Genomic DNA, 12378 nt, shown 5'->3' with positions numbered 1-12378 from the left:
TACTCAGTCAATTGTCTACAGCCAGTCACTATAGTCAGTTTCTACAATTAGTTCCTACATCAGTATCAACATCAGCTGTTTTTGATATTTGGCCAATTGTTAGCTTAATTGGCCAAATATATTATTTAGCAGCGTGTATCACCTCTATACAACTCAAGTGATAACCTTTAAAAACATGGTGTTAGCTTGTTTGGCATGGTCTATGCTTTATTTACATCAAGATTGAAAATAATATCATACAGACTATAGCGATAAAGGATTGATGCGATGAAAAAACTACTTACCTCTGTTGGGATCTCAGCCGTGTTGCTATCAGCAACGAGTCTACAAACCGTTGCCGCTCATAGCGACCAGTCAATGAATAAAGAGTGCGAAGTCGCGCTTAATTATGACGTCACGGTAGAGCCTAAGAAACTGATTGTCAGTGAGGTTGGTGATGAAAAGTATCGCATCGAAATGGATGAGCTATTTGTTAATGGCAAGCAAGTGTCACTTAATAAACAGCAGCAAGCATTAGTGAGTCAGTATTCACAAGAGGTTTCTTCGCAAGTACCTGAGGTGATTGAACTGGTTAATGATGCGGTTGGAATGGCTTCTTCTGCAGTGAGTCTTGCGTTAACCCCACTGTTAGGTGATAGCGCAGGTGCTAAGATTGACGAAATGATGTCAGGTCTTGAGCAACGAATCGAAAGCGTAGCGTACCAACATGGCGATACGTTTTACCTTGGCTCGACAGAGTCATCACTAGAAGATGCCTTTGGAGAGGAGTTTGAGCAAGAGATGGAAGAGTTAGTGCAGAACTCACTCGGCAGCATGATGATGACTTTAGGCGCACAAATGATGTCGGGCGACGGTGATAGCTTTGAACAGAAGATGGACTCTTTTTCTCAAAAGATGGAAACCATTGGTGATGATATCGAGATGCAGATGGAGCAGCAAGCCGCTGATCTAGAAGCCCGTGGCGAAAAGCTATGCGAAAGATTTAAAACCTTAGTGGTACTGGAGCAACAGTTGCGTGACGAGATCCCAGAACTTGCTAGCTATCCTTTAGTTGAATCCTCTAATACCACTATGCTTGAGTAAACATTACTTCACTGGACTCGTTACTAAGATATACGCTTGGTAAAACAATGAAGTAAAGCTGTTGCCTTGATTGATTTGCAACCTCCCCTGCATCCCCCCTTTATGCAGGGGTTTTTACATTTAAAGCCTCACTAGACTTTTGTACTACCGATCCCCTTTGTACCTAGCCCAAACTACATATTTGATGAGTTATGGGGATTTTTTGGTATACTTCTAAAAATAAAAACAAAAACCAACTATTGGTTACATAATACAAACTCTACTCTAGCGTACATATATTCACTTAAGATATTGTTTTTAATAGAAAACAGCATGTCTTAGCGATGGAAGTACTATTACTGTCGTAAACACCTTAAGGCGATTTACATGTTAGAACTTTTAGAACCAATCGCAATTTTTACCCATGTGGCTCGAGCGGGCAGTTTTAGCTCTGCGGCGAGAAAGTTAGGCATATCAAAGTCTAAAGTAAGTACCCAAGTGGCCGATCTGGAGCATAAGCTTGGTGTTCAATTGATTCAACGTACCACAAGAAGCTTGAGTTTAACTGAGGCGGGCCATCTATTGTATGCCCAAGGAGAAGAGTTATTAAGAGATGCCGACCAAGCTGTTGCTAGCGTTCATAATCTTAATGATGCTACCCGAGGCGTATTGAAAGTGGGTATTTCTCAGTCATTCGGTACCATGCACATCATCCCTGCTTTGCCAGAGTTTATGGCTAAGCATCCAGAGCTCGAACTTCAAGTTAGCTTACTTGACCATAAAGTCGACGTGGTTAGTGAAGGTTTAGACCTACTACTTACGATGTCAGAGCAATTGCCACTTGGGATGGTTGCAAGACCACTGATGAAATGTCAGTTCTTGTTAGCCGCGTCGCCATCATATGTAGAGAAGCATGGTGTACCTAGCCGCCCAGAGCAGTTAGTAGACCATAACTGCTTGGTATATCAAGGTGAATGGCATGAGCACAGTATCTGGCAATTTAAGCAAGGTGATGATTACTGTGAGATTGGCGTAACAGGTAATTTCAGAGTCGATAATGCCCCAGCATTAAAGTCGGCGGCGGTAAGCGGACTCGGTGTGGTTTATCTAGCAAGCTATCTGCTTGAAGATGAGCTGGAAAAGGGGACTCTGGTGCCAATTCTTGAAGACTGGCAGTTGACTCATCATTTGCCATTACAAGCGGTTTACCCAAGACGTAAACACTTAGCACCAAAGGTCAGTGCCTTTATTGATTTTATAAAAGATCATATCGGTACACCGCCATATTGGGATGCGCCTTTAAAAGAATTGTATGCAAAACGTAAGTAAAATGGAGAAACATTGTTTTATATTTTGAACAGTGTGAAATCTTGCTAATGTAGTGAGTTCTTAAGTGCTTTTTATTCAATCACTTAATCCCTGCTGTACATTGTTTAGTCAAGCTGAATTTAGCCTTGGCTAAACAACTTAAAATCATTTCAGTTGAAGTTTGTTCTCGTTTTAATACAATTGCTGGCAGTTGATTCAAAAGTTCTGAGTCCTATAGTGTAATCGAGAATGACCCCTCTCTATTGTGCTATACAGAGCAGCTAAAAGCATTTTGCATCAATGCTGACAGACGGTTTAAGAACTAAAACAATGTCAGCCTTAAAACCATCACCTAGTTTGGTTTACCCCGGTTATTTATAGCCGGGGTATTTTTCTTTTTGGGCTGTACCAAAGCTTAAATACCTTCCCTTGTTCTGCATTTGAAACAGTTTGAAGTTCGTTCTATATCAAGGTCTTTCACTTTTGAATCATTTCAGTCTGGTGAATAATGAAAGTCGTGAGCAGTCTGCTTACTGGGCTGGCAGGTGAACCGTGCTACTGTTTATAACCGAGGAGATGAGTTTAGCGAGCCTTATCATCATCGGCATCTGCTGGTGGCCTGGGTATAGAAGCCATTGTTAGCCGAATTTGCTTGCAGGGTTAATGACCAAGCATATTTCGGCCTCGAGTTTAGTTACGGCCCAGATTGGTATAAAGCGCTTGATACTTGAAGTGAAACTATCTTAAGCTACAGATAATATTGGAAAATATTATCTTCTCTTAGCTTTATCGTTCGATGCTTTGTAGAGCCATTTATTTCATGAGACATGTATTACATTGAATAAATTTATTAAGTCACTTTTTTCGCGTTCTGCTGATCTTGGAACTGCATCTGAAACCGTAGCTGAAACTATCTCTGCAGAAAAGATTTCAGCAACAATTACTTCGGAAACAACTACCTCAGCAGAAAAGATTTCAGCAACTACGACCTCAGAAACAAGTGCTGAGCATGAATACTCTTTTCAGCACCATAGGTTGTACTACGATGGATTGATTCAGCTGCAAATCGTTAAACGCAGTGGTTTCAATATTGAGCTATTGAGTCAGTTTGAATTGGTTGGTAGTGATAACTGCGAACTGCTTTTGGTTGAGTGGCTTGATGATGAGCGCTTTATTGCGGTGGATTCAATAGGCCGAATTTATAGTGCTTGTTTCAGCTCTGGTGCCCGCTCTGATATCAGCAATGGCATAAGCTCCGACATGAGTTTAAATACATCCTCAGCTTCTAGCTCTCAAAGCCGCAAGCCAAGCAAGCTGAGTTTAGTTGCGCTAACATCGCTAGAGTTGTACCCAACAAATGATGCCTGCTGTAACAATGGCAAGCTTTGGCTCGTTGGCGCCAAGCAGGGTGGGCGACGCAGCGCCCGGTCAATGTACTGTATCGATATAGGCGCAGCCTTAAATAGGCAGGCAAGCGCGGCTGCAGAGAATGACTGCCATACAAAAGTTGGCTCTTTTGAGCTCCTCTATACCGATATCAGTTGTTATGAAATGCCATTTAGGTTTGTTAACGGCAGTATGGTGTATTTGGCTGATAATGAGTTTGTGTTTTATCAGCGTGAAAAGCGCAGAATGCATCAACTGGTGAGCTTTAGCCCTCTTAGTTCTGAGATGAAAGTTCATCCACTTGAAGGCAAGCCCGCACCGACGGAAATTTCTGTTCGTAATACTTTTTTCATGGATAACCAACGCGGTATAGCGCTGCTTGCCAATGCTGAGACGGTTAGCATGACTGTATTAACTGATACTGACGCTTCTGAATCGATTGCCGAGGCTCTTAATCAAGCTGAAGTGATTGCTCAGGCTGAAGCTTTTGATCAGGCTGAAGCTCCAGGCTTTGATTTTGTATTACAGCTAATCGATTTTAAGCAGAAAAAGGCACTGTGGAGCCGCAGTGTTAGGACACTTAATCCATCACAAATTTGTGCCAGTTATCAAGCTGAAGAGCTTGTGGCGTCATTAACTGCGATTGCCGCTGGCGATAGCAGCTCAAGTCACCATGATGAGCTGCAAACCTTTGTAGAGTGTCTAACCTCGGCCACTGTTGCTGCTGATGGCAACAGCATTTGGCTTGGCTGGCAAGATGGCGTGGTGCAGCAGCTATCGTTAACGGGTGAATGTATATTCCCTCTGAAGCAACTGATGCAACGAAATAGTGGTGGCATTCTTCGCTCTTTGCTGGTGTTTGGGCTCGAACCCGTTGTGATTAAATCTCAAATTGATGACCAATTATTGGTGGCGGTTGGTGACGAGGAGGATGGGCGTATTTGGCTGATGGATCTCGCTGATAAAAAACAGGGTTCTTCAGCGAGTCTTGTTTCAGCGGTATGTCGGCAAAAAGGGGTCATATTAGATATACCAGCAGGGCTGACTGAAGTGCCGACTCAGAGTGGGCAAGTCGATATTTTTTATCAAGATTTAAATGATACGTCAGCAAAGCTGGCAACGCTTGAAACACTGAACGCTTTAATGCCGAAGCTACAGCTGCATTACCACGCCAGTTATGAGCTGATGAATAAAAATGCCCCCAACTTGGATGCAAAGCTAGAGCTAAGTAATGAGCAGAATAAAGTTTTAAATAAAACGCCAAACCAAGCTCTAAAACAAGAGCAAGCTCAAGATAAGCCGTTATCACTATTCTTTGGCTTTGTTACTCAACAAGTCAACGGGTGTACCGTCCAAAGTGAGTACGATCTGTTTGCTTCAGCAGGTTACGATGAAAAGGGCGCAGACTTATTAGCAAGTATCATCAAGCAGTTTGCCAGCTGGGACTGTGCCGCTCATCTGTCAGGTCTTAAAGGGGCGCCGGTAATGGCCGATGCAGTGTTAGCTCTAGCTGACAAAAAAGAGTATTTAGATATTCTTGCTGAGTACTTTAACGCCATTGGTGCTAATGAGCCTATACATCCCTTTCATGTACACAGGACGATGGTTGTGATCCGTGAGCAACACGCTGACTCTCCTGAATTAGCAGCCTTTATGGCGAAGGTGCCTTGGCCTTGGAATGATGTCAGTTTTAGCGTGCCTAATGTCGGAGCTTACGACTAAATGTGATGGCCTAGAACCTAGGACCTAGGACTGAACATTTTCATGATGTTTTTCAGAGCTTGCCCTTCTTAGAAACGACATGGTTTGATGTGGTTGGGTTCTTCATAATATGGCCACCTTTAAATCCCTTTATTGTGCCAGTCGCTGCGATAATCCAGGCACAAATTAAGCCGGCAAATAAAATAACTGCAGCCCACTCAAACGCAGGTAGCCCAGTATGTAAAGCTAATTGTGTGGTTCCGGTAACGCAAGTACCAACAGGGAAAGTAAATGCCCACCAAGTGAGCGCAAAGGGCATTTTTCTGCGCAGAGCGCGCAGTGTTAGTAAGCTTGCTAATATCGACCAGAAAAAAGCAAATCCCCAGATAGGCACCCCATAAAGAATTGCCATAGTATTCATGCCTGTAGAAATCGGCTCATCGACCACAAATAGCGCCGCGCTACCCAGTGCTCCAGCCGCAGTAACAGATTGCCCGAGAGGCCCTAAGACAATCCAAAGGGTCGGAACGCGCGCGCTGCCTGATGTGCCTGAGTAAGCTAAGCGGCTCCAGATCATGGTGATAATGATTAGTGCACTAAGTAAGCTAATGCCAAACATGGCGTAGCAGGCATAAAGCAGCGTTTGTTGTAGGGCAATATTTTCAGAATGGGGGATTAACATGGCGCCAATAGCAGCAGAGACCATAGGCGGTACAACGGGCATCAACCAACCACCAAAAGCGGCGTCTTCCCGGACCTGATGATGGGTAAAAAGACGAAATGGAATAACAACGGCGGTCAGCAGCCCAAGTAGTGTTCCTACTATCCACAGGCTCCAGGCTAGCGTCATTGCGGTCTCTACGGCCATAACTTGTGAGCCGTACAACAGCGCGCCTCCTGCTATAGTCATCATCGCCATGGGAGGTGCACCAAAAAATTGCGACATCACTGGGTCGTTAAATTGTCGTTTGATAATGTGGGGCTTGGTAATGGTCTGAACTATTTTCAGTAATAGCATAGCAACTAACATCAAGGATGCGAGTAACCAGATAATCAGCCCTATGTCGTTTAAGTGCCCGCCAAACATAGGTAGCCCGATTGCGGCGTTAGCGATGATGCCTGTGCCCATAACAGAGGCAAACCAGTTTGGACCTATCTCTGTGCTTAGCTCAACTTGCGTATTTTCAGACATATATTCCCTTAACCGCAACATGTTTACATTTATCTTATTAAAACTAATTTGTTTGAGGTGATAAGTACAATTTTGAATCGAATTTACTGTTTACATAAACCGTTAGGCTGCAATCAATGGCTAAGGCCGTGAGGTAAATTAGAATATTTTAGGGCTGGTGTCTTGTTGATCAACTTAGAAATGAAAGCGGGCACAATATAATTGTGCCCGCTTTCATTTAGATTTCTATATTGCGCTAGAGCGACTGCAATTAAGCAACTGCAGCTAGGCTTCTATCGCTCAGTCATTGTGGCAGGCTGGCTCATCGTGGCTAAGCTAGAGCAACTAAGCAACTAAGCAACTGAGCAACTGAGCAATAGCGACTGAGCTCGCCTGACAGCACCTGGATGACTATTTACAACCGTTATTAATCGCTGTTATTAGCTGTTTTGCTCTATCCATAGGTCGATTTCACTTTCGAGTACATCTAACGGTACTGGACCATTTTTAAGGACTATGGTGTGAAAATCGCGAATATCAAATTTATCGCCTAGGGCTTGCTGCGCTTTGTCTCTTAAGGCTAGTAGCTTTAGCATTCCCACTTTATAAGCGGTTGCCTGAGATGGCATCACAATATGGCGCTCAACCATTTTTACTGCATCAGATTTGGCATTGGGCGTGTTAGAAACGTAATACTCGATAGACTCTTCACGCGTCCATTTTTTAGCGTGAATACCGGTATCGACCACTAAACGACAAGCGCGCCATAACTCCATCGCTAAGCGGCCAAAGTCTGAATATGGGTCAGAGTACATGCCCATCTCTTTCGGGAAATACTCACTGTAAAGCCCCCAGCCTTCGATATAAGCGGTATAGCCGCCAAACTTACGAAACTTTGGTACACCATTAAGCTCCTGGGCGATAGCTATCTGCATATGGTGACCCGGCGTGCCTTCATGGTAGGCCAACGCCTCCATCTGATATTTTGGCATGGCTTTCATGTCATATAGATTGGCATAGTAGGTACCAGGGCGGCTTCCGTCTGGTGATGGGTTGTTGTAAAAAGCTTTACCTGCAGATTTCTCTCTAAAGGCTTCAACCTGTTTAACTATCATAGGTGCTTGAGGTTTGACCTTAAACACTTCATCGAGCCTGCTGCTCATGGTGTCGATAAGTGCGGTGGCCTCTGTGAGGTATGCCTGACGGCCTTTATCGTCATTGGCGTAATAGAACTGCTCGTCTTCGCGCATAAACTTGAAGAACTCGGTTAATGAGCCTTCAAAGTTAACTTTGGTCATGATATCGCGCATTTCGCTGTGAATACGCGCCACTTCAGATAGACCTAGCTCATGGATATCATTAGCGGTCATGTCGGTTGTCGTCGTGCGAGCTAATGCATTGTTGTAGTAAGTCTCGCCCTGTGGAAATTTCCACGCGCCGTCACGAGTATCGGCTTTAGTTTCAAGCTTAGTCATGTAGGCGATTAGCTTGTCGTAGGCAGGTTTTACATCGTTAACTAATGCCGTTTTAGCATCGCGTAATAAGCTATCTTGGTCGCTATCGCTCAATTCAAGGCTTGATACTTTGCGTTTAAAGTCAGCCCATAGCGCGCTATCTTGTGCCATATCGCCCTTATTAGACTCAGCAGTGAAAGGTGCGCCAGCTACGATATTTTTGCTGTCGGTTATTACATAAGGGAAGACAAACTTAGGCGCAACAATGCCCCTAGTTTCACGCGCTTCTAAGGCCGCTTGTAGTTGAGATAATCGCTTAGGCACACCTTGTAGGCGGCTAATATAGGCTTTGGCATCTTCAACGTTGCCAATTTGGTGCTGGTTAATCAAGAAAGAGGCGATTTGTGAGTGGCCACCATACATCTGGTTGACCGGGTAGCTATGGTAACGCCACTTGTCATCTTTAATGCTTTGCTCAAGCTTTTGAGTTAATAGCTGATAGCTAAGTAGAGTCTGTCTATCGAGCTTACTTGGGTCGATTTTTTGTAGCAGAGTTAAGTTTTTTTTATCTCGTGCAAGGGCTGCGTCATCGGCGGCATCACCCATCTCGTCCCATTTGTCATAGTCAGTTTTAATCCCAAGGTGCGTTTGTGAAATAGGGCTCGCCATAACATTTTCCATGAAAATGCTTTCAAATAAGAGGTTGGCTTTTTCTGACTCGCTTTCAGCCTTATGAGCAATGCTCTCACTTGGACTTAATAATTGTACAGAGGATGAGGCGGCAATCGCTGTGGTGCTAAATGTGGTAGTGGCACTAAATACAATTGAAAGTGATAGGGCGATAGAGCTGATTTTTGTTTTTATAGGCATTTTTAGGCTTCCTTAGAATTATGATTGTTATCCTAAAGAAGCCGGCGGTTAATTTTTTGATCTAAGTGTTAGTAAATGTTTCTATGCTAGCCGGTATTAACCGGCTTTGCTTTTTTATTCAGCTAGTTAATTGGTGTTTGTAACAGATGGAACGCGCTATAGAAACTGTGACAGCAACTCATTGACGAACAGGTGACCTTTGCTAGTCAGTTGCCAATGTTCATCAGACTCGGTCATTAAGCCTTTGGCACAGGCTTGTTTGATGCCATCACTAATGGTGTCTCGTGATAAACCGGTACGCTGCTCAAATTGCACCTTAGGAATGGGGCTCATTAGGCGTAAGCGATTCATTAGATACTCTAATGCTCGATCTTCTTGCGCAACTTCGGTGGTTTCGTAGGTATAGTTATCTGCTGTTAAATAGCCCTTAGGGTGCTTTATTTTAACTGTGCGGATAATTTTGCTGTCGCTAACGTTATTATCGTTAATTAGGGTGATTTTACCGTGGGCGCCACAACCGATCCCCAAGTAGTCGCCAAACTGCCAATAGTTAAGGTTATGTCTGCACTGATAGCCTTCTTTAGCATATGCTGAGATCTCATATTGCTGATAGCCCAGCTCAGCTAGACGTTTCTGGCCTTGTTCGTAGATCTGCCACAAGTTTTCATCATCTGGTAACTGCGGTGGTTTAGAATGGAACAAGGTATTTGGTTCTATGGTGAGCTGATACCAAGACAAATGCGGCGGCGCGAGTCCTGTTGCTGTTTCAATATCGGCAAGGGCTTCATCAAAACTTTGGTTTGGTAAACCATGCATTAAGTCTAAGTTAAAGCTTTGGTAGCCTGAAACTTTGGCTTTTTGCGCAGCAACTTGAGCCTCATCTTTATCGTGAATACGACCAAGCAGATTGAGCTTGTCAGTCGAGAAACTTTGTACGCCAATAGAAAGACGAGTTACACCTGCTTTATTGTATGCTTCAAAATCATCATGCTCTAGGGTGCCAGGGTTTGCTTCCATGGTGATTTCAATGTTGTCGCTAAAGGGGATGAGTGCATCCACCTCTTCGAGTAAACGCCCTATATGCGCAGCATCGAACAAAGAGGGCGTTCCGCCACCGATAAAAATCGTGTGTAGTTGCCTACCTTGCACATAATGCAGATCTTGTTTGAGATCCTTAATCAGTGCTTCAACATATTCAGCCTGGGGTAACTCTCCATGTTGGCCATGGGAATTAAAATCACAATAAGGGCACTTTTGTACGCACCAAGGAATATGAATATAAAGGCTTAACGGTGGCAGGGTTAGCATTAGTTAAAGATACCTTGTTGCTTCATGGCTTGAATTAACAATACCAATGCTTTACCACGATGACTGAGCGTATTTTTTTCATCACTGCTTAGCTCAGCTGCGGCGCATTCGTGTTCTGCAGGGATAAAAATAGGGTCGTAACCGTGGCCATTTTCGCCTTGTGGGCCAAAACCTATTGTGCCTTCCCATGCTGCTTGGCAAATAATAGGGGTTGGATCTTTAGCGTGACGCATATAGACCAATACACACTGAAAACGCGCATTGCGTTCAGTTTGGCCTTCAAGTGCATTTAATAGTTTTGTGTAATTTTGCTCATCTTTAGCGCCTTCACCGGCATAACGCGCTGAGTAAATACCTGGGGCGCCTTGTAGGAAGTCAACTTCTAGACCCGAGTCATCAGCGATGGCAGCATGACCGGTAATTTCCGCGGCGTGCCTTGCCTTGATAATGGCATTTTCAACAAATGTAGTACCAGTTTCAGGGACTTCAACAACATTGAACTCACTCTGAGCTAAGATCTCGACGCCGTAATTAGCCATCAATTCAGAAAATTCTTTGAGTTTACCTTTGTTGCCGCTGGCAAGGACGATTTGGTTCATGGGATTCTTTCGATGAGTCAGTAAATAATGGCGGCAATAATAGCCGAGATACGGTGTTTTCGATAGTAGCAATCGCGTTGAACAATTAAAAAAATAGAGGCGAAATGCCCCTATTTATTCAATTTAATGAGAGATTATTCGACGTAGAATTTTTGTTTGAACTTGAGTGTGGTATTGAGCTTTTTACCGGACTTAATTGCGATCTTGAAGTTGATCTCTTGATCGTCACGATACGGAACTTCGGCAATATAATAAATAGAGTTACCTTCGCGAATTTCCCTAAACTTTAAGTCGATTCTGGCATCGAGTAAGTTATTGGCGACGCCTGAGATCTCAACAGGAACGGCAGGGTGACCTTTGACGCTAGTATCGAGCACTGAAATATTGATGATGCCGGTGTAGCTACTACGTTTAATACCATAACTCTTGGCAATACTCGGGGTTAAAAAGGTGCTACTAAGGGCTACATAGTGGATATCGTAGTTGCCCACTTTTTCTTTTTGTTCGGCAAATGCATTGCTGCTTAAACAAAAGCAGAGCATTAGCACAGCGGTTAAAGAACGGATCATATTCGCTTTCCTTAGGAAGATATCTTGCTAACAGTATAGAACTTTGTTGGGCTCAATGCGCTATTGGAATAATACGCATAAGGTTACAAAAGGTTTTGTATTTCAGCTGGGATAAGCTTAGGAGCGGTGATTTTTACCTGTTTATGGCGTCCCATTTGGTCTTTCACTATGGCAATATCGCCCTTCGGTACTTTAAAGGCTTTTGATAAGTACTTAGTTAAATGGGCGTTGGCCTTGCCATCAACGGGTGGCGCTGTGATAGCAATTTTTATCTCTTCACCATGTAGGCCAACAATTTGGTCACGACTCGCTTTAGGCTGGATATAGAGTTGAAGCAGCAGGTCACCCTGCTGCAATATGGCTGGTGTCACTATACGCTAGCCCAAAATGGCACGTACTGCGCGAGTAAGATATTGACGAAGTTAAGAATAATCATCATGACCAGCAATGACAGATCTAAGCCGCCCATTGGCGGTAAAATACGGCGAATTGGCGCAAGCAATGGCTCCGTCAGTTGACCCATTACCATCTCAATTGGGTTACTGCCTTGGCTTACCCAACTTAAAATTGCACGTAAGATTAGCATCCAGAACAGCAGTACACCCGCTTCTTTAATCACAGAGACTAGCGAGATAAGTAGCAGTGTCAGTACATCAATCGCTGCGCCAGCCATCAGGCTTAAGATAACAAACTTTGCTATCACGACGGTTATTGCCAGTACGAAAGAGGCGGTGTCAAAACTACCAAAAGAGGGCAGTACTCGGCGTAATGGGCCAACAATCGGGTGGGTGGCTTTTACAATAAATTGGCTAAACGGGTTATAAAAATCAGCTTTGGCTAGCTGTAGCCAAATACGTAATACCACAACCATCAGGTATAGATCGAATACCGTGCTTATCAGAAAACTAAATGCATTCATCTGTTTACTCTACTTGTTCAAGTTAAATTTA

General features: G+C 43.7%; 10 protein-coding genes. 3 read left to right on the top strand and 7 right to left on the bottom strand.

The features are described 5' to 3' along the window. Positions 1–267: 267 nt before the first annotated feature. From ACVBIO_RS02580 to ACVBIO_RS02570, 3 genes are all read left to right on the top strand, one after another. Positions 268–1083: a YggN family protein gene (locus ACVBIO_RS02580; RefSeq protein WP_447160485.1), complete on the top strand. Its 816-nt coding sequence runs from the start codon at positions 268–270 to the stop codon at positions 1081–1083. 366 nt (positions 1084–1449) lie between these two features. Then, positions 1450–2391: a LysR family transcriptional regulator gene (locus ACVBIO_RS02575; protein ID WP_447160486.1), complete on the top strand. Its 942-nt coding sequence runs from the start codon at positions 1450–1452 to the stop codon at positions 2389–2391. Positions 2392–3207: 816 nt separating this feature from the next. Further along, positions 3208–5478: a hypothetical protein gene (locus ACVBIO_RS02570; protein ID WP_447171895.1), complete on the top strand. Its 2271-nt coding sequence runs from the start codon at positions 3208–3210 to the stop codon at positions 5476–5478. A gap of 52 nt (positions 5479–5530) precedes the next feature. On the opposite strand, the gene ACVBIO_RS02565 is transcribed toward ACVBIO_RS02570, so the two are convergent. The 7 genes from ACVBIO_RS02565 to ACVBIO_RS02535 all read right to left on the bottom strand — a co-directional run bounded on the left by ACVBIO_RS02565 (position 5531) and on the right by ACVBIO_RS02535 (position 12347). Then, on the bottom strand, positions 5531–6649 hold the full coding sequence (locus ACVBIO_RS02565) for a TDT family transporter (RefSeq protein WP_447171894.1): 1119 nt from the start codon (positions 6647–6649) through the stop codon (positions 5531–5533). Positions 6650–7068: 419 nt separating this feature from the next. Then, positions 7069–8952, bottom strand: coding sequence for a DUF885 domain-containing protein (locus ACVBIO_RS02560; RefSeq protein WP_447171893.1), 1884 nt, complete (start codon positions 8950–8952; stop codon positions 7069–7071). A 156-nt stretch (positions 8953–9108) separates the two neighbouring features. Beyond that, positions 9109–10260 carry a radical SAM family heme chaperone HemW gene (hemW, locus tag ACVBIO_RS02555; RefSeq protein ID WP_447171892.1) on the bottom strand — a complete coding sequence of 384 codons (1152 nt, stop codon included), beginning with the start codon at positions 10258–10260 and terminating at the stop codon, positions 9109–9111. Next, a complete protein-coding gene (gene rdgB / locus ACVBIO_RS02550; protein WP_447160491.1) occupies positions 10260–10859 on the bottom strand; it encodes an RdgB/HAM1 family non-canonical purine NTP pyrophosphatase in 600 nt (199 codons plus the stop codon). Before rdgB ends, hemW begins: the two co-directional genes overlap by 1 nt. Positions 10860–10993: 134 nt before the next feature. Beyond that, the gene (locus ACVBIO_RS02545) at positions 10994–11428 is read right to left on the bottom strand and encodes a DUF4426 domain-containing protein (RefSeq protein ID WP_447160492.1); all 435 of its coding nucleotides are present in this window, start codon (positions 11426–11428) and stop codon (positions 10994–10996) included. Between the two features lie 83 nt (positions 11429–11511). Then, positions 11512–11799, bottom strand: coding sequence for a DUF167 family protein YggU (yggU, locus tag ACVBIO_RS02540; RefSeq protein WP_447171891.1), 288 nt, complete (start codon positions 11797–11799; stop codon positions 11512–11514). Further along, complete coding sequence (locus ACVBIO_RS02535) at positions 11799–12347, bottom strand: YggT family protein (RefSeq protein WP_447160494.1); 549 nt, start codon at positions 12345–12347, stop codon at positions 11799–11801. The genes yggU and ACVBIO_RS02535 overlap by 1 nt, the downstream gene beginning before the upstream one ends. Positions 12348–12378 lie beyond the last annotated feature (31 nt).

The sequence above is a fragment of the Shewanella sp. 0m-8 genome (genome assembly GCF_052977265.1).
Note: the sequence above shows the minus strand (reverse complement) of the source record. Positions and strands in the feature narration are given on the sequence as shown.

Coding starts and splice junctions, on each gene's coding strand:
- hemW (WP_447171892.1), bottom strand. CDS start 10,260: ATGCTAACCCTGCCACCGTTAAGCCTTTATATTCATATTCCTTGGTGC.
- ACVBIO_RS02560 (WP_447171893.1), bottom strand. CDS start 8,952: ATGCCTATAAAAACAAAAATCAGCTCTATCGCCCTATCACTTTCAATT.
- ACVBIO_RS02580 (WP_447160485.1), top strand. CDS start 268: ATGAAAAAACTACTTACCTCTGTTGGGATCTCAGCCGTGTTGCTATCA.
- ACVBIO_RS02545 (WP_447160492.1), bottom strand. CDS start 11,428: ATGATCCGTTCTTTAACCGCTGTGCTAATGCTCTGCTTTTGTTTAAGC.
- ACVBIO_RS02565 (WP_447171894.1), bottom strand. CDS start 6,649: ATGTCTGAAAATACGCAAGTTGAGCTAAGCACAGAGATAGGTCCAAAC.
- rdgB (WP_447160491.1), bottom strand. CDS start 10,859: ATGAACCAAATCGTCCTTGCCAGCGGCAACAAAGGTAAACTCAAAGAA.
- ACVBIO_RS02535 (WP_447160494.1), bottom strand. CDS start 12,347: ATGAATGCATTTAGTTTTCTGATAAGCACGGTATTCGATCTATACCTG.
- ACVBIO_RS02575 (WP_447160486.1), top strand. CDS start 1,450: ATGTTAGAACTTTTAGAACCAATCGCAATTTTTACCCATGTGGCTCGA.